General features: G+C 64.2%; 16 protein-coding genes. 10 read left to right on the forward strand and 6 right to left on the reverse strand.

Annotation, left to right across the window (positions count from 1 at the left end; genetic code table 11):
- Positions 1–28: 28 nt before the first annotated feature.
- A complete protein-coding gene (locus GR328_RS04125) occupies positions 29–1672 on the reverse strand; it encodes a benzoate-CoA ligase family protein (protein ID WP_160883249.1) in 1644 nt (547 codons plus the stop codon).
- Between the two features lie 381 nt (positions 1673–2053).
- Here GR328_RS04125 and GR328_RS04130 point away from each other — a divergent pair, with 381 nt between their 5' ends.
- From GR328_RS04130 to GR328_RS04165, 8 genes are all read left to right on the forward strand, one after another.
- Complete coding sequence (locus GR328_RS04130) at positions 2054–3229, forward strand: ABC transporter substrate-binding protein (RefSeq protein WP_160883250.1); 1176 nt, start codon at positions 2054–2056, stop codon at positions 3227–3229.
- Positions 3230–3370: 141 nt separating this feature from the next.
- Entirely contained in the window at positions 3371–4291 is a 921-nt protein-coding gene (locus GR328_RS04135; RefSeq protein WP_160883251.1) for a branched-chain amino acid ABC transporter permease, read from the forward strand.
- A gap of 43 nt (positions 4292–4334) precedes the next feature.
- Complete coding sequence (locus GR328_RS04140) at positions 4335–5330, forward strand: branched-chain amino acid ABC transporter permease (RefSeq protein ID WP_246215668.1); 996 nt, start codon at positions 4335–4337, stop codon at positions 5328–5330.
- Positions 5323–6078, forward strand: a complete 756-nt coding sequence (locus tag GR328_RS04145) for an ABC transporter ATP-binding protein (RefSeq protein ID WP_160883253.1) — start codon at positions 5323–5325, stop codon at positions 6076–6078. Before GR328_RS04140 ends, GR328_RS04145 begins: the two co-directional genes overlap by 8 nt.
- On the forward strand, positions 6078–6776 hold the full coding sequence (locus GR328_RS04150; RefSeq protein WP_160883254.1) for an ATP-binding cassette domain-containing protein: 699 nt from the start codon (positions 6078–6080) through the stop codon (positions 6774–6776). Before GR328_RS04145 ends, GR328_RS04150 begins: the two co-directional genes overlap by 1 nt.
- A gap of 64 nt (positions 6777–6840) precedes the next feature.
- Positions 6841–7692 carry an alpha/beta hydrolase gene (locus GR328_RS04155; protein WP_160883255.1) on the forward strand — a complete coding sequence of 284 codons (852 nt, stop codon included), beginning with the start codon at positions 6841–6843 and terminating at the stop codon, positions 7690–7692.
- Positions 7693–7819: 127 nt separating this feature from the next.
- On the forward strand, positions 7820–9412 hold the full coding sequence (locus GR328_RS04160) for an alpha-amylase family glycosyl hydrolase (protein WP_160883256.1): 1593 nt from the start codon (positions 7820–7822) through the stop codon (positions 9410–9412).
- Between the two features lie 76 nt (positions 9413–9488).
- On the forward strand, positions 9489–9716 hold the full coding sequence (locus GR328_RS04165) for a hypothetical protein (RefSeq protein WP_160883257.1): 228 nt from the start codon (positions 9489–9491) through the stop codon (positions 9714–9716).
- 5 nt (positions 9717–9721) lie between these two features.
- On the opposite strand, the gene GR328_RS04170 is transcribed toward GR328_RS04165, so the two are convergent.
- From GR328_RS04170 to coxB, 5 genes are all read right to left on the reverse strand, one after another.
- Positions 9722–11362 carry an alpha-amylase family protein gene (locus GR328_RS04170; protein WP_160883258.1) on the reverse strand — a complete coding sequence of 547 codons (1641 nt, stop codon included), beginning with the start codon at positions 11360–11362 and terminating at the stop codon, positions 9722–9724.
- 11 nt (positions 11363–11373) lie between these two features.
- Positions 11374–12495, reverse strand: a complete 1122-nt coding sequence (locus GR328_RS04175) for an SDR family oxidoreductase (RefSeq protein ID WP_246215669.1) — start codon at positions 12493–12495, stop codon at positions 11374–11376.
- A 214-nt stretch (positions 12496–12709) separates the two neighbouring features.
- On the reverse strand, positions 12710–13069 hold the full coding sequence (locus GR328_RS04180) for a hypothetical protein (RefSeq protein WP_160883260.1): 360 nt from the start codon (positions 13067–13069) through the stop codon (positions 12710–12712).
- Positions 13069–15636 carry a cytochrome c oxidase subunit I gene (locus tag GR328_RS04185; RefSeq protein ID WP_160883261.1) on the reverse strand — a complete coding sequence of 856 codons (2568 nt, stop codon included), beginning with the start codon at positions 15634–15636 and terminating at the stop codon, positions 13069–13071. The genes GR328_RS04180 and GR328_RS04185 overlap by 1 nt, the downstream gene beginning before the upstream one ends.
- The gene (gene coxB / locus GR328_RS04190) at positions 15633–16592 is read right to left on the reverse strand and encodes a cytochrome c oxidase subunit II (protein ID WP_246215670.1); all 960 of its coding nucleotides are present in this window, start codon (positions 16590–16592) and stop codon (positions 15633–15635) included. Before coxB ends, GR328_RS04185 begins: the two co-directional genes overlap by 4 nt.
- A gap of 45 nt (positions 16593–16637) precedes the next feature.
- Between coxB and GR328_RS04195 the strand changes: the two genes are divergently transcribed.
- Together GR328_RS04195 and GR328_RS04200 are read left to right on the forward strand one after the other, a co-directional pair.
- Entirely contained in the window at positions 16638–17684 is a 1047-nt protein-coding gene (locus GR328_RS04195; protein WP_246215671.1) for a cytochrome c oxidase assembly protein, read from the forward strand.
- Positions 17681–18229, forward strand: a complete 549-nt coding sequence (locus GR328_RS04200) for a c-type cytochrome (protein WP_160883264.1) — start codon at positions 17681–17683, stop codon at positions 18227–18229. The genes GR328_RS04195 and GR328_RS04200 overlap by 4 nt, the downstream gene beginning before the upstream one ends.
- Positions 18230–18293: the final 64 nt, after the last annotated feature.

An 18293-nucleotide genomic window follows, 5' to 3' on the forward strand; every position in this document is an offset into this window, starting at 1 on the left:
AGCGCCCTCTCTGCCCGACGCTGGGCTCTTAGGAGATCATGGTCTCCTGTGGGCGCTGTGCAGCCATCTGGCGCAACTGGAACCGCTGCAGCTTGCCGGTCTGGGTACGCGGCAGAGCGTCGACGAACTCGATGAGGCGTGGATACTTGTAGGGGGCGATCTCCGCCTTCACATGATCCTGCAGCGCCTTGGTCAGATCGGCGCTGGGCCTGACACCGGAGCGCAGGACCACATAGGCCTTCACGACGGTTCCCCGCCCGTCGTCGGGAGCGCCCACCACTCCGCATTCGGCGACTGCCGGATGCGTGAGGAGCGCCGCCTCGACCTCGGGGCCCGCGATATTGTATCCCGCCGAGATGATCATATCGTCGGAGCGCGCCTGGTACCAGAAGTACCCGTCCTCATCCAGGAGATAGGTGTCGCCGGTGACGTTCCAGCCGTCCTGCACGTACTTGCCCTGCCGTTCGTCGGCGAGATAGCGGCACCCGGTCGGGCCGCGGACGGCAAGGCGTCCGATGCTGCCGGGAGGAAGAGTGCAGCCTTCATTGTCGATGACCTTCGCCTCGTATCCGGGAACGGGCTTGCCGGTCGACCCCGGGCGGATCTCTTCCTCAGTCGCGGCGATGAAGATGTGAAGCATCTCCGTCGCACCGATCCCGTCCATCAGCTTGATTCCGGTTGCCTTTCTCCATGCCTCGAACGTGTCCTTCGGCAGCGGCTCTCCCGCGGAGACGCATTTGCGCAGCGAGGAGAGATCGTGATCTCCCAACTTGGCCAGCATCGCGCGATACGCGGTCGGCGCCGTGAAGCAGATCGTCGCCCTGTGCTGCGCGAGGGCCGGGAGAAGGTCGTCAGGCCCCGCCTTTTCCAGCAGAACGGTCGAGGCGCCCACCCGCAAGGGGAACAGGACGAGCCCGCCGAGTCCGAAGGTGAAGGCCAAGGGCGGCGAGCCGATAAAGCGATCAGCCGGCTCGGGCTTCAGTACGTTGCGGGAATAGGCATCGCAGATCGCCAGCATGTCGCGGTGAAAATGCATGGTGCCCTTCGGCTCGCCAGTCGTGCCGGAGGTGAAGGCGATGAGGCACACGTCGTCCGCCGCCGTATCGACCGGGTCGAACTCGGGCGAGGCCTCTACGATCAATGCTTCGAGACCGTCGGCGCTGTCCGAGCCCCAATACGCCACGTGCCGCACGTCCGGCGCCATGGTCCGCGCGCGCTCCATCTCCTCCGCGAGGCGATGGTCGCACAGCGCAATGGCGATCTTGGCCTTGTTCAACGGATAGGCGATCTCCTTGGCGCGCAGCAGGGGCATGGTGGCGACAACCACGCCACCCGCCTTCAGCACCGCCAGATAGGCCGCGACCATCATCGGGTTGTTGGCTGAGCGGAGCAGAACGCGATTGCCCGGCACGAGGCCGAAGCGATGCACGAGCACATTGCAGATCCGGTTCACTCGCTCCTGGAGCCCGCGGTAGGTGAGCGTCTCGGAGGGGCTGATGATACAGGGCTCGTCGCCCCTGCCCTCGTCCACCCACCGGTCGAGAAAGGCCACGGCGCAATTGAGCCGTTCCGGATACTGAAGCTCCGGACGGGCGAACTGGAAGGCCGGCCATTGATCCCGAGGCGGAAGGTTGTCCCGTGTGAAGGTATCGACATGTGCCGTGTACGCCATCGCTGCGTTTCCTCTGGTTCCGCCCGATCGACGATGCGCCGCGAGGAGCGATGGGGCTAGGATCGGCCTGTTTCAGGACAATACATAGCTTCACGATCGCCGGAGCCTCGGCCAGGGTCATCGATCAGGCCCCTCCTGCCACCTGCTTGTCCGCAGAAAAGTTCTGCGTGGCTTGGCTCGGAATTATTTAAAGCCTAAAATATTCCTTGGCAATCCCGGAGATCGAATCTAACATTCCTCCATTGTCGAAAACGGAGTATTCGACAGGAGCGTTTTGCGGCAGTATAGCGCCGACCTTCCGTCGAGGCGTCTCACGTCCCGCCGGGAACAATGATGCAGCACGGCGAACGTGCGCAGGGAACAGCGACTCGGGAGACCATGATGAACGTGACGATCAAGACCCTTGGCCTGGCGACGGCCGTGATGCTGGCCGCTTCTCCGGTTATGGCGCAGGAGAAGCTCAAAATCGGCCTGCTCCTGACCCTCTCCGGCCCCTCGGCCATCCTCGGCCAGCATGCGCGAGACGGTTTCCAGCTCGCGGTGAAGGATCTCGGCGGCAAGCTGGGCGGGCGCGACGTCGAGGTGATCGTCGTCGACGACGAGCTGAAGCCCGATGTGGCAGTCACGAAGGTCAAGGGTCTTCTGGAACGCGACAAGGTGGATTTCGTCGTCGGCCCGATCTTCTCGAACGTGGCGGTCGCCGCCCACAAGCCGATCGTCGACTCCAAGACGTTCTACATCAGCGTGAATGCCGGCCCGTCCAATCTCGCCGGCAAGAGCTGCAATCCTTACTTCTTCGCCACCTCCTACCAGAACGATCAGAACCACGAGGTTCTCGGCAAGGTGGCCCAGGACCGCGGCTACAAGAAAGTCTATCTGCTCGCTCCTAACTATCAGGCCGGCAAGGATGCACTCGCCGGCTTCAAGCGCCACTACAAGGGCGAGATCGTCGAGGAATCCTACGTTCCTCTCAACACCCTGGATTTCCAATCCGAGCTCGCGAAGATCGCCTCCATGCAACCCGACGCGATCTTCACCTTCATGCCGGGCGGCATGGGCGTAAACTTGGTCAAGCAGTACCGCGCTGCGGGCCTCGCCGACCGCATTCCGTTCCTGTCCGCCTTCACGGTCGACGAGACGAACCTGCCTGCGCAGCAGGACGCTGCCATCGGCATGCTCAGCGGCTCGAACTGGGCTCCCAACCTGGACACTCCGCAGAACAAGAAGTTCGTCGCGGCCTATGAGGCGGCCTACAACACCGTCCCAGCCTCCTACGCCATGCACGCCTACGATGCCGCCCTCCTCATCGACAGCGCCCTCAAGGCGACGGGCGGCAAGACCGAGGACAAGGATGCTCTGCGCGCTGCCATCCAGAAGGCGGAATTTACGTCCCTGCGCGGAGACTTCAAGTTCGGGGCGAACGGCTTCCCGATCCAGGACTTCTATCTGGTGAAGGCCGCCAAGCGTCCAGACGGCAAGCTCGAGACGGAAGTGGTGGAGAAGGTGTTCGACGACTACGCCGACGCCTATGCCAAGGAATGCACGCCCACGAACTAAGGCGCGAACGCATGGCCTGTCTGCTCCGGGCTCGACCTCAGGCAGACAGGCCTTTCCTTTTCGCGACATGACCGTTCTTATCTTCCGTGAGCGTCCGGGCGGGCGCTCGATCGATTGAGGCCTGATGCCAGCGATGCGCGTATGACTGCAACATTCTTTGCCATTCAGGCTCTGAACGGCCTTCAGTTCGGGCTCATCCTCTTTCTGATCGCCGCCGGACTGACCCTCGTGTTCGGCGTCATGGACTTCATCAACCTGGCTCACGGCGTGCAGTACATGGTCGGAGCCTATCTGGTCGCAGCCTTCAGTGCGTGGACGGGCAGTTTCGGCTGGGGGCTCATTCTGGCGCTCCCGACCGCGCTTGCTTTCGGCCTTCTGCTCGAAATCCTCATCTTCCGGCACCTCTATGACCGGGACCATCTCGATCAGGTTCTTGCAACCTTTGGCGTCATCCTGTTCCTAAACCAGGGCGTAAAGTTCGTCTGGGGCGCGGCTCCGCTGAGCGTGCCCGTCCCGGAGATCCTGTCGGGATCGGTGGTGATCATGGATGGTCTGCTCTATCCGGTCTACCGCATCGCCATCATCGCGGCGGGCCTGCTCGTCGCGGCGCTCCTCTACGTCGTCGTCAGCCATACGCGCGTCGGAATGCTGGTGCGCGCGGGCGCCTCGAATGCACCGATGGTGTCGGCTCTCGGCGTCAATATCCGACGGCTCTTCATGATCGTTTTCGGCTTCGGGGCGATGCTCGCGGGGTTTGCCGGAGCCATGGTTGCGCCGATCCTCTCCGTGCAGCCCGGTATGGGCGACAACATCCTGATCCTCGCCTTCGTGGTGATCGTGATCGGCGGCATCGGCTCGATTCGCGGGGCCTTTCTGGCGGCACTCCTGATCGGTCTCGTCGATACGCTCGGGCGTTCGTTCGCACCCAATCTCCTCCGCCTCGTTCTCGATCCTTCGGCTGCGAGCCAGACCGGGCGGGCGCTCGCGCCGATGCTGATCTATATCTTCATGGCCGCCGTGCTGTTCTTCCGTCCCTCCGGCCTGTTCCCGGCGAAGCGATAAAGGCCCAGCGATGACAGAACTGACACACGCAAGGTCTGCCGCCATGCCAACCGCCGCGCGGCTCGACCTCGTTCCCGTCGCGATCTTCGCCGTGTTCGCAGCTGCGCCCTTCCTGGCCTCGGCTTCGGGAGCTGAGGGCTATGTGCTGTCGCTCCTCACACGCGTGATGATCTTTGGCATCGCGGCTATGGCGCTCGATCTCATTCTCGGCTACGGCGCTCTCGTGAGCTTCGGCCACGCGGCCTTCTTCGGCATTGGGGCCTATGCGGTTGGGATCCTGGCGAGCCATGGCGTCGAGGACGCTCTCGTCCAGGTTCCCGTCGCTCTTGCGGCCTCGGCATTCTTCGCCGCGGTGACGGGTGCGATCTCGCTGAGGACGAAGGGCGTCTACTTCATCATGATCACCCTCGCCTTCGCGCAAATGCTCTACTTCCTCGCCTCGTCGCTGGCCGCCTATGGCGGCGACGACGGGCTGACGCTTCCCGCCCGGAGCCTCGTGGCCGGATCGGACTTTCTGGAAAACGACTATGCGCTCTACGGCGCGACCCTCGCCTGCCTTCTCGGCGCTTACATCCTGTTGAGGGCGGTCGTGGCCTCCCGCTTCGGCCGTGTCCTGCGCGGGACGAAGGAGAACATCACCCGCATGGAGGCCATCGGCTTCCAGCCCTTCTCCTTTCAGCTCACGGCCTATGTGATCAGCGGCATGATCGCGGGGCTGGCCGGATGCCTCCTGGCCAATCAGGCGGAATTCGTCAGCCCTGCCTTCATGACATGGCAGCGCTCCGGCGAACTGATCTTCATGGTCGTGCTCGGCGGGCTCGGCTCGCTCCACGGTGCGATCATCGGCGCGGCGGCCTTTCTCCTCATGGAGGAATTCCTGCCGGAAATCCTTCATGCGGCAGGCTTCTTTCTCAACGACGATCTGCGCTGGCGCCTCACGGAAAATTGGCAGATGGTCTTCGGCCCCATTCTCATCCTGATCGTGCTGTTCGCCCGCGGCGGCATCGTGGGTCTCCTGCGGCGAGGTCACCATGACTGAACCTCTCCTCGAACTGCGCGGCCTCCGGAAGGCCTATGGGGCCATCGTCGTCACCGACGACGTGAACCTCTCCGTCCTCCCCGGTGAGCTGCATGCCATCATCGGCCCGAACGGCGCGGGTAAGACGACGCTCATCCACCAGATCTCAGGAACCCTGAGCTCCGATTCCGGACGGGTCCTGTTCGATGGTGAGGACATCACCCACCTGCCCATGCACGGGCGCGTCCTGCGGGGGCTGGCCCGATCGTTCCAGATCACGAGCATTCTCCCCGCCTTCTCCGCTCTCGAGAATGTGGCGCTCGCCGTTCAGGCGCGCTCGGGATCGAGCTTCCGCTTCTTCGGTGACGCGGCACAGGAGAAAGCGCTGAACGAAGCGGCCATGGAATACCTGAGCATGGTCGGGCTCGCTCCCCGCGCCCGGGTCGCTGCGGGCCTCCTGTCCCATGGCGAGAAGCGGCAGCTCGAGCTTGCCGTCGGGCTCGCGACGCAACCGAAGCTGCTCCTGCTCGACGAGCCGCTGGCAGGCACCGGCCACGAGGAATCCCTGCGTGTAGTCGAAACCCTGCAGCGGCTCAAGGGTCGCATCACCATTGTGCTGATCGAGCACGACATGGATGCGGTCTTCTCCCTCGCCGACCGCGTCAGCGTTCTCGTCTACGGGCGCGTGATCGCCACCGACTCGCCGGAGAGCATCAGGGCCAACGAGGAGGTTCGCGCCGCCTATCTGGGCGAAGAGGAGGTCGTCTAGTGCTGTCCGTCCGACATCTGCAGGCCTCTTACGGAGCGGCCCAGGTCCTGTTCGACGTCTCCCTTGATGTGGGCGCAGGCGAGGTGGTGACGCTGCTCGGGCGCAACGGCATGGGCAAGACCACGACCATCAAGTCCATCATGGGTCTGCTGCGTCCGCGGGGCGGCGACATCCGCTTCGATGGAGCCATCGTGACGGGGCTCCCGCCATATAGGGTCGCGCAGACCGGCATCGGCCTCGTGCCGGAGGGGCGGCAGATCTTTCCGACCCTGACCGTCGAAGAGAACCTGGTTGCGACCGCCGCCACGCGGAAAGGCGCGCGGCGCTGGAATTTGAAGGAAGTGTACGAGCTTTTCCCGCGCCTAAAGGAGCGCCGGAACAACCTCGGCACTCAGCTGTCCGGCGGTGAGCAGCAGATGCTCGCCATCGGCCGGGCCCTCATGACGAACCCGAAGCTCCTCATTCTCGACGAGGCAACCGAAGGGCTCGCGCCACTGATCCGCGCGGAGATCTGGTCCTGCCTCAAGCGTCTTCGCGATGAGCGCCAGTCGATCCTGGTGATCGACAAGAACGTGGACGTGCTTGCCGGCTTCGCCGACCGGCACGTAATCATCGAGAAGGGCTGCTCGGTCTGGACGGGCACGAGCGCGGAACTCGCGGCTGACCCGGGCATCAAGGAACGGTATCTTCACGTCTGAGACCGCATTCGGTGCGAGGCCGCCGCTTCGCCGAAGAAGCGCTCAATACCTGAAGGGAGGGCCCATGCTCTATCGTGGAATGGACAAGATCGCGCTGGACGCAGCCTACGACAATCCGCGCGCGGTCGGGCTGTCCAGGCTGCAGGAGATGATGGCCGGCTGGATTGCCCGCAGCCGGGATATCGCGTCCTCCAGCCGCTTCACGGAAATCCGCTATGGCGAGGCAGAACGGAACCGCATCGACGTTTTCGAGGCGTCCCGCGATTCAGGCTTTCAGGGCCGGGCGACCCTCGCCTTCATCCATGGCGGCTACTGGAGGAGCCAGGACAAGGAAACCTATCGCTTTCTCGCGAAGGGGGCTCTCGAACACGGATTGAACTTCGCGAACATCGAATACACCCTGGCGCCGCAGCAGACCCTCGGCGGGATCGTCCAGGAGATCAGGGAGGCGATCGCCTGCCTGAACGGGCACGTCGCCCGGATCGTTCCCGACCACGAAATCCTTCACATCTCCGGCCACTCGGCCGGGGGGCATCTTGTGGCGATGAATATCAACGAGGAGGGCGTCGCGAGCGCCACCTCCATCAGCGGGATCTTCGATCTGGAGCCGATCCGCCTGACCTATCTCAACGAGGCGCTTAGGCTGACGCCCGAGGACGTGGCCCGATACAGCCCGCAGCATCACATCCCGGCCTCCTCCCGTCCCCTCGTCATCGCCTACGGAGCGGAGGAGCTTCCGGAACTCTGCCGGCAATCCGAGGATTTCCACGCGGCCTGGAAGGCCGGAAAGCTCGCCTCCCGGCTGGTGTGCCTTCCTCGGCACGATCATTTCAGCATTCTCGAGGAGCTGGCTGATCCGGAGGGCCTGATCCTGAAGGAAATCGTCCAGGCATGTCGCGTTGACCTGAGGAGATGACGCTCCGGCCCTGCCGCCCGGGGCCTTACGCAAGAACCGTTCGGCAGCGGGGGAACCAACAGGCATCCGCTGAATTCGCCTCCCGTTGCCTCTCCGGCCGATTCCTTCCAGCAACGGAGCGACGTTCATGCCTGAGACCACATGGTGGAAGCGCGGGATCGTTTATCAGATCTATCCTCGCTCGTTCCAGGACAGCAATGGCGACGGCATCGGTGACCTGAACGGCATCCGCCGGCGGCTCGATTATCTCGCGTGGCTCGGCGTGGACGCGATTTGGATCTCGCCGGTCTACACCTCGCCGATGGCCGATTTCGGTTATGACGTGGCCGATTACTGCGGCATCGACCCGATCTTCGGCACGCTGGATGACTTCGATCGGCTCATCGAGGAGACGCACGCCAGGGGACTCAGGCTCATCCTCGATTTCGTGCCCAACCACACCTCCGATCAGCACCCCTGGTTTCAGGAGAGTCGCTCCTCGCGCACGAACCCGAAGCGAGAATGGTACATCTGGCGCGATCCAGGTCCGGATGGGGGACCGCCTAACAACTGGATCAGCAATTTCGGAGGACCCGCCTGGGAGTGGGACGAGGCAACGGGGCAGTACTACTACCATGCCTTTCTGAAGGAGCAGCCGGATCTCAACTGGCGCAATCCGGAGGTGCGCAAGGCCATGTACAACGTCCTGCGGTTCTGGCTCGACCGCGGCGTCGACGGCTTCCGGGTCGATGTGATCTGGCACCTGATCAAGGACGCCGAGTTCCGGGACAATCCGCCCAACCCCGCCTACCAGCCGAGCCAGGCTGAGATCAACCGTTTCCTCCAGGTCCATTCAGCCGATCAACCGGAGGTGCACGGGGTGGTGAGCGAGATGCGCGGCGTGCTGGAGGAATACCCGGATAGGGTGCTCATCGGGGAGATCTACCTGCCGTTGGAGCGCCTCGTCGCCTATTATGGCCAGGATCTCAAGGGCGCGCATCTGCCCTTCAACTTCCAACTCGTCCATACGGTCTGGAACGCACGGGAGATCGCAGCTCTCGTCGAGGAGTATGAAACCGTCCTCCCCGAAGGCGGCTGGCCCAACTGGGTGCTCGGGAACCACGACCAGCCGCGCATCGGCGCCAGGGTCGGCCCTCAGCAGGCGCGGGTGGCCGCCATGCTGCTTCTGACCCTCAGAGGCACGCCCACGATGTATTACGGCGACGAGATCGGGATCGGCAAAGTCGAGATCCCGCCGGACAGGGCTCAGGATCCCTGGGAGAGGAACGAACCGGGGCTTGGATTGGGACGCGACCCGGAACGGACCCCGATGCACTGGGACGGCTCGCATCAAGGCGGCTTTACGAGCGGCACGCCCTGGCTCCCGCTCGATCCCGGTTTCCCGTCCCGCCATGTGGAAGGATTGCGGAACGATCCGTCGTCCATCCTGATGCTCTACCGGCGCCTGATCGAATTGCGGCGGCGGCATCTCGCCCTGAGCGTCGGGCGCTACATGCCGGTGGCCGCAGAAGGGAATGTCCTGGCCTATGAGCGGCGGCACGGGACGGAGCGTTTTCTGGTGGCGTTGAACCTGGGACATGAGCCACACACTCTTTCGCTGCAGGACGGGACGGCGGGACGGGTCTTGCTGTCGACCTCTCCGGACCGGGGCGATGAGCCGGTCGGAGCACGGATCGACCTGAGACCCGACGAGGGTCTCATTGTCGCGCTTGAGACATGACGGCCCGCTCCCGAGACGGAACCCACCGGAGCGACGGGGATTGCCCCTGCGAGACATTTCATGGAGCGTTGCCCGTATGCCTATTCCTCTGCCGAACCAGCCGTATCCGGAGCCGACCCCGGCCGATCCCAATCCCGCTCCCGTCAGTCCGCCCACGCCGCCGGAGACGCCTCAGCCCGAGCCTGTCGGCGTGCCTCCGACGTCCCCGGGAGACATCCCGCCTCCCAGCGAGCCCGTGGGAGTGCCTCCGGCCACGCCACAGGAGATCCCCGTCACGCCGACGACTCCGCAACCCACCGCGTGATCCGTCTATCGCCGCTCGCCCTCGGCACGGAACCAGCGATATCCATAAGCACCAAGGGAAATCTGGCGGGACGCGTCGCGCATGGCCCGGTCATCATCATCGCTCAGGAGTGGGCGTAGACGGCTTACGCCTTCGAGCGACACTTGCACCGCGACCGGGTGATCCGCGAGGTTGTGGAGCGTCAGGATGGTTTCACCACGCCAGTCGTATCGTAGGGCTAGAACGCTCGTCTCGGCGGCGTCGAGGACCCCGCACCTGCCCCACCCCACCTCAGGGCAGGCGCGACGTGCGCGGACGAGTCGCTGCACCGTGCTCATCAGTGATCCATCGCGGTCGTGCTGTGCTGCAACATTGACGCGCCGGTAATCGTATGTCCCATGAGAGACGACCGGCCGCACGAGACGCTCGGTCGGTCCGGTGGAGAACCCGGCATTGGGCTCGTCGGCCCATTGCATCGGCGTCCTGACCGAGTTGCGCTCCTTCAGCGAAAGATCCTCTCCCATGCCGATCTCGTCGCCGTACCAGAGCACCGGGGTCCCTGGGAGAGAGAACATCAGGCTGAAGGCCAGTTTGATCCGCCGCTCATCGCCATCGAGCATGGGAGCCAGGCGTCGGCGGATTCCGCGTTTATATGCCTGCATGTCAGGCGCAGGACCAAAAGCTGCAAAAACTTCATCTCGCTCCGGATCCGACAACCGGCCGAGATCGAGCTCGTCATGATTGCGCAGGAAACTTGCCCATTGGCTTTTCGGAGGAAGGGGGGGCGTTTGCGCCATCACGTGGCGGATCGGCTCGGCATCCTTGCGTGAGAGCGCCAGAAACAGGTTCTGGTTCAGCATGAAGTTGAAGATCATGTGGAGCCGGTCACCCGACGCCCCGAAATACTCGTCCACCTGATCCATGGTGATATTGGCCTCCGCAAGCAGCATGGCTTCGGCGCGGCGCCAGGAGATGAATGTACGCAGCTCATTGAGATACTCGTGAGGATCCTTCTTCGGCTTGGATTTTGCCGGAACGCCGCGATATTCGATCAGAAAGGGAACGGCATCGAGCCGGAAACCAGAGACACCGAGCTGCAGCCAGAATCCCATCACCTTCTCGAGTTCCTCGCGCACCTCCGGATTCGCGATGTTGAGGTCGGCCTGGTGCTTGTAGAATCGATGCATGTACCAGGCCTGTGCGATCTCGTCGTAAGTCCAGGTCGTGTCCTGCACGCCGGGGAAGACGACACCCTCATGGATGTTTTCAGGCTTCTCTTTCGACCAGACGTACCAATCGCGATAGCGCGAGTTCGGGTCCCGTCGCGCTTCCTGGAACCAGGGATGATCGATGGAGGTGTGATTTGCGACCAGATCGATGATGACCCGCAGCCCCCTGTCGTGGGCCGCGTGCGTGAAGGCGACGAAATCGCCGAGCGTGCCCAGCCGCGGATCGACGGCGTAGAAATCCGTGACGTCATAGCCGTTGTCGCAATTCGGCGTCGGATAAAACGGCAGCAGCCAGATGCACGTCGCCCCGAGAGCCTCGACATGATCGAGCCGGTCCGCGAGACCGCCGAAGTCGCCGATGCCGTCGCCGTTCGAATCCATGAAGGTTTCGACATCGACGCAATAGATCACGGCGTTCTTGTACCAGAGATCGAGCATTCTGAACCTGCCTAGCCGATCATGCGGGCGGCGCGCTCCCTCTCCGGCAGGCGCCGCGCCGGTACCGCTGTCCTCTGCGCCCCGAGACGCCATGCCGCCGCCAGCGCTCCGGCCGCACAGCCGAACGCAACCGCCGCGAGGATGCCGCGGGCCGTTGCGCCCGAAACTGCAGGCACATGGCGACGCGAGCGGGCGCCGAAGCGTCCCCGAATGCCCGGGTCGCCGGGCGGCGCGTCGAACAGGTTGCCTTCACGGGTCCCTGCAGGCCCGTTCGTCATCTGCCCTTCCCAGGCCCGTCGCGCCATCATGCGGTCGAGGAGCCCCGGCGCCACCATGTTGCCCAGAATTGCCTGGATCGTAGGGCCGCCGATCCACATCTCGCGCGGGGCATCCAACGCTGCCCTCATGATCGCCTCGGCCACCGGTTCAGGCTCGTGGATCGGCGGGACCGGCTGCAACCTGCGGGGCAAATGGCTGCGGGCCCAATCGAATTGCGGGGTATCGACAGCGGGAAGCTGCACCATCGTGAGACGAATGCGACTGCCCTCGTGCCGCAATTCGCTTCGCAGGGAATCCGTGAAGCCGCGCACGGCGAACTTCGCTGCGCAATAGGCTGATTGCAGCGGAATGGAGCGGTAACTGAGCGCGGAGCCGATCTGGACGATGGTGCCCCTGTCCCTCTCCCGCATATGACGGAGGGCCGCCAGGGTGCCATGGACCTGGCCCAGATAGGTGACTTCCGTGACCCGGCGGATCTCGTCAGGACTCAGGTCTGTCACGGGACCGAAGACGGACGCCATGGCATTGTTGATCCAGATGTCGATGCGCCCCCACGTAGAGACCACCTGCACGGCCGCGGCTTCGAGCGCATTCGCCTCGGCGACGTCGGCAGCAATGACGAGCGCCTGTCCGCCCGCCTGCTCGACATCCCGCGCCGCACTCGCGAGCCGTTCGCGTCCACGGGCGATCAGCGCAACGCGCCAGCCTTCTCGCCCGAACGCGACGGCCACGGCGCGGCCGATTCCGGCCGACGCCCCTGTGACGACGACGACCGGGCCGCTCGGGGTGGACCTGCCCGCCGCCTCGCGCCCCCCTGAGCCGGCCCGACGCCGACCATCAAGATTCTCAAGCAACATTAATCCCTTGATCTCGAGAGAATGCCTTTCAATAGAAAGAAGAGACCGCAGGTCGGGTTCCATCGCCGCACCTGCCGGCGAAGAGCCGGGGGATCGACATCGCCATGAAAAACTTGGCGGGGTGGAGCGGGGCGAACGGAGCTCCCTTCAAGCCGCTCCGGAGGGCCACGACAGTAAACAACGGCTCAGGCTTCCCGCAGCGAACGATGCGCTAGGCGCAGGCTGGGAGAATGAACGCGGGTATGCCGTGCCAAAGGATGACGACGATCGAGAGGCCGTTGACGAGGACGGCTGCGTGACTGATGAAATCGTCCACGATCGCAACCGGTTGGCGCTTCGCTTGCCGGTAGCTCCTGAACGACCAGACGAGGGCAACGGCTGTGGCGGCGAGCGTGACGAAGGTCGCCGAAAGGATCGTCATCGGAACGACTTCCATGCCGAGAAGGGTCGCATCCGCCCAACCACGGCCGCACAAGGTCGATGTCACGCCGTAGATGGCTGTGAACTGAACCGCCCATGCGATGAGTCCGGCCAGCATCAGGAGCACCTGCCCTGTCCGCGATCCGCCCATCAGAGGCCCCCTGTCAGCCGCGGAAAGCCGTGCACCATGAGAAGGCCGACCAAGCCCTGGCCGATCGTATAGTACCAGAACAGCATGGTGTTATCGAAAGTGGTCCGGCGCACGCTGTCGAGCCGCCCCGCGAGCCAGCGGGCAATGGTGTAAGCCCCCATAGTGAGGGACGTCAGGACGAAGAAGACCTGCAGGGACGTGATGGCATAGACCGCCGCTCCATAGGCATGGGCGGAAGGGCTCAGGCCGGATTCCCACTGCGTCCAGAGGTCAAGGGCGGATGCGCCGCAGACGAGCGGTAACGCGACGCCGACCAAAACTGGGACGGAGCGCGGGCTCCGCCGATCGGAGCCGCGCAACTGCCGGCTGGCGACGGCGATGAGGGCTCCGCAGGCGCAGTAGAGGAGTGCTGCAAGAGACGGCCAGATCCAATCGGGGATCCGAACGCCTTGCGGCGGCCAGGCGCCCGGGTTCACGAGCCAAAGGAAGAGATAGGAGAAGAGCAGACAGGTGAACACCATGCCGGAGACCACCATGAGGACGATCATCGCCCACCAGGAGTGGTTCACCGGACCGGTGGCGTAGACCGGCAGCACGATGCCGCCGCCGATATCCGCAGGCGGACGGACGGGGCCGGGATCGGTCTCCCAGAGCCACCAGATCACGCACCCTACCGCCAGCACGCCGCAGATCACGGACGGAAAGACGAGCTTTACCGTCAGGAGCAGGAAGAAGGCGGCGGTGAAGAACGCGGCGAGCACCGGCTGCCAGCCCGGTCCTGGGACCTGCAGGATATATTGGGGCCGCGCGTCGAACGGGCTCGTCACCAGCGCCTCGCGCCCGCCCGTCACGGTCCCGGGCAGATAATAGCGGCCCTCTTCCACGTCCTTCGACAGGTTGGGCTGATCCCAGAGGGGATCCCGGCTGGTGATGGAGGGAATGCTGCGCGTGTTGTAGTTTCCGTTCGGCAGCCATTCGAGGGTGCTGGCGTTCCAGACGTTTCCGGCATTGTCTTCCGACGTGAAGCGGAAGTTGCGCGCCAGATCGAAGAGGAAGACCGCGACGCCGGCCGCAATCATGAAAGCGCCGACAGTCGAGACGAGATTGAGAGCATCCCACCCCATCCCGACCGGATAGGTATAGACCCGCCTCGGCATCCCGATGAGGCCCGTGACATGCATCGGCAGGAACGTCACGTTCACGCCGAGGAACATGAGGCCGAACACCCAGCGTCCGAGCCGCTCGGACAGCGCGCGTTTGCTCGCGGCGGGTACCCAGTAATAGAAGGCCGCGAAGAGCGGGAAGACCATCCCGCCGATGAGAACATAATGCAGATGCGCCACGACGAAGTAACTGTCATGGGCCTGCCAGTCGAACGGAGCCACGGCGACCATGACGCCGGTCAGACCGCCGAGAGTGAAGATGAACAAGAAGCCGATGACGAAGAGCGAGGGCGTCGTCAGCTTCATGCGCCCCGACGCGATGGTCGCGATCCAGGCGAATACCTGGATGCCGCTCGGCACCGCGACCGCCGTGCTTGCCGCCGAGAAGAAGCTCAACGACATCTTCGGCAGGCCCGTCGCGAACATGTGGTGCACCCAGAGCCCGAACGAGAGAAAGCCCGTGGCGATGAGAGCCAGAACGACCAAGCGGTAGCCCACCAGCGGCGTCTGGGCCATGGTCGGCACGATCATGGACACCATGCCGGTTGCGGGAAGAAAGATGATATAGACCTCCGGATGACCGAAGAACCAGAACAGGTGCTGCCACAGGAGAGGATCACCGCCCCTTTCCGCGATGAAGAACGGCCAGTCGAAGGCGCGCTCCATCTCGAGAAGAAGAGTGCCGAGGATGATCGCCGGAAAGCCGATGACGATCATGACGGCGAAGACCAGCATGGCCCAGGAGTAAACCGGCAGCTTGTCGAGGGTCATGCCGACGGCCCGCGTCTTCATCACGCCCACGATGATCTCGATCGCGCCTGCGATCGCCGAGATCTCGATGAAGCCGATCCCGAGCAGCCACCAATCCGCATTGTCGGCCGGCGAGTACTTGGTGCTCGTCAGCGGCGGGTACATGAACCAGCCGCCATCGGGCGACAGGCCGAAGAAGATCGTGCCGAAGAACACGAGACCGCCGACGAAATACGCCCAGAACGCATAAGCCGAGAGGCGCGGGAACGGCAGGTCGCGCGCCGCCTGCATGTTCGGCAGCAGATAGACGCTGGCGGCCTCCACAGCCGGAACGGCAAAGAGGAACATCATCACCGTGCCGTGCATGGTGAAGAGCTGATTATAGAGGCCATGGCTCACGAGGTCGTTTTCCGGGCTCGCCAGCTGAGCCCGCATGATCAGCGCCAGGATTCCGGCCAGGATGAAGAACAGGAATGCAGTGCCGACATACCACAGGCCGACATAGGTATTGTTCACGGCCGTGATGAAGGCGAGGCCCCGCGGCGGCTTCCAGGCACGTTTCAGCGTTTCGAACTCGCCCTCCGGCCGCGGCAACGGGTTGGGAAGCTCCCTCTCGCCCGGGTCGAAGCTCCTCGGGAGCTCGGGTGCGTTCATTTCAAGCTCTCCAGGTAACCGGCCAGCGCACGAAGATCCTCACCCGTCAGCGACCCATAGGAGGGCATCCGCGCGTCCGGCTTGATATGCTGGACGTTGGCGATCCAGCCGGCCAGAGTGCCGATGTTGTTCGGAAACTGGCCCGCCCCGATGGTGCGGCGGCTGCCCACATGCGTCAGATCAGGACCGAACTGCCCGTTGGCCTCGGTTCCCCGCACCGCATGGCAGGATCCGCATCCGCCCGTGCGAAACAGCTCGCGTCCGCGCGCGAGCAGGGGAAGATCGGGCTCCCGAGCCGGCTTCACCTGTTCCAGGCGCCATGCCTCGAAGGCCTCCGGCTCCAGGGCAATCACGTCGAAAGCCATGCGGGCATGCTGGTCTCCACAGAATTCCGCGCAGACGCCACGGTAGATGCCGGGCCGCTCGGCCGTGAAGTTGAGGCGGTTAATGCGCCCTGGAATCATGTCGATCTTGCCACCGAAATTCGGGATCCAGAAGCTATGGATCACGTCGGCGGACGTGACCGATACGAAGACGGGCCGGCCGACCGGCACGACAAGTTCGTTCGCCGTCAAGAATTCACCCCTCTCCTGCTCGGCCGGATACCTCACGCGCCACCAGTATTGCTCGCCGACCACCTCGATGGGCAGCGCTCCCGGCGTCGGCACATCGGTGTCCCGCATGACGGTCAGGCCGTAGGGCAGAAGCACGGACAAGACGACGATCGGAAAGGCCAACCCTCCGACGACGATGGTTCTGCGTCCGCCGAGCCATGCTCTTCGTTCCGGTGCGGCGAAGATCGCATAGAGCAGGAGCCCGGTGACGAGGAGGAAGATGAGGGTCCCGCCCACGGTCATGATCACCGTGAGCCAGTAGATCCGCTGGGCATCGCCGCCCGCGGGATCGAGGGCCGATTGCACGCCGCTGCAGCCCGCGACAGCCAGAGCGCACGACAATCCTGTTCCGCACTTCGCGGAGTTACGCAGCCGCCCATGAGGGCCATGCCATGTCGCTTCGAGGTCCATCCGCCCTACATGGTTCTCGTGTCCATTGAACGGAAAAGCTCGGCTGTGAGACTTGGTTCCCTTGCAAAGTTCCTCGGGAAGGCCGCGACGGCAGCATTGGGCGTCTGTGCCGCCCTGTCCCTGCAGACCGGGCATGCCCGCGCCCATGGGACCGCGCCTCATGGACCGGCGGATCTCTGGCATTCCTGGCAGGCGGATCCTTTCGTCTCCATTCCTCTCGCCGTCTCGAGCCTGCTGTTCGCCTGCGGGGTCGTCCGCTTGCGGCGAAGCCTCGGACGGCTGCCGCCCGGTTTCGGCACGAGTCAGGCTTCCTGCTTCTTCGCAGGCACGCTCTCGCTGGTGATCGCCCTTCTCTCCCCTCTGGAAGCTCTCTCCAAGCCTCTTCTGTCGGCCCACATGGTCCAGCATATCCTGCTGATCGCCGTCGCTCCCCCGCTTCTCGTCCTCGGCAAACCCGAGGTCGCATGGCTCTGGGCGCTTCCGGCATCGTGGCGGCGTGGGATGGCACGCCATCGGGGAATGCGGGCAGGACTGTCCCTCCTGTCGCCCTGCGCAAGACCGATCCCGGCGGCCCTGATCCATATGGCGACCCTGTGGATCTGGCACAGCCCGGCATTGTTCGACGCCGCCCTCGCCTCCGACCGGCTCCACTGGCTGGAGCACGTTCTGTTTTTCGGCACCGCACTCCTGTTCTGGCGTGCCGTGATCAAGGCTCATTCGGGGCGCGAGGCCGCAGCCGCCGCGCTCATCGCGTGCTTCGTCACTCTATTGCAGAGCGGCCTGCTCAGCGCTCTCCTGAGTTTCGCGCGCCAGGCTCTGTATCAGACGCCCGGCACCGCCGCTTGGGGTTTGACCGCCTTGGAGGATCAGCAACTGGCGGGCGCCATCATGTCCCTTCCCATGTGCGCGATCTATCTCGGTTCGGGGCTGGTCATGGCGTTGCGACTTCTGAAGCCGCCGGATCGGGAACGGAGGCGGCCCATGCCGGTTGCCTCATCGGAGTTCCTGAAGCAGAGTCCATGACCCGGTGCAGCCTGTCCCGATTGCTGTTGATCCCCGCTTTCGCGGGACTGGCGGCTTGCAGCGACCCGCAGGAGCAGTCTTCGGCGGTGCGGATCCTGGGCGGCGACCCCGAAACGGGGCAAGCCCTGATCCAGAGCTACGGCTGCGGCACGTGCCACACGATCGAGGGCGTCCGGGGTGCGCGAGGCAAGGTCGGGCCGCAGCTCGCGGGTTACGCGCAGCAGCACCTCCTTGCAGGGTTTCTGCCGAACACACCCCGCAACCTGATTGCATGGCTGATGGATCCCGTGGCCCTGAAGCCCCAGACCGGAATGCCGTCGCAGGGCGTGACGGAAATCGAGGCCCGACACATGGCCGCCTACCTTTATTCCCGGGGGCGCGATGAATTGCAGGTGTATCCGGACGATCCCGCGCTGCCGCTTCGCGGGCCGAATGGGCACACGGTCGAGATCCCCGACTCCACGGCGCTCCCACTCTCGGAAACAGACCCGCGCACCCGCCGCATCGTCCCGGACCCCGACGCGAGTCCTCGACCCGGCAGCTAACAGCATACTTCGGCAAAGCAGATCCGGTTTGCCGCCGAACAATGCGGCAAGCCAAAGAGGTGAG

It is taken from the genome of Microvirga makkahensis (genome assembly GCF_009830105.1).
GTDB classification, from domain to species: Bacteria; Pseudomonadota; Alphaproteobacteria; order Rhizobiales; family Beijerinckiaceae; genus Microvirga; species Microvirga makkahensis.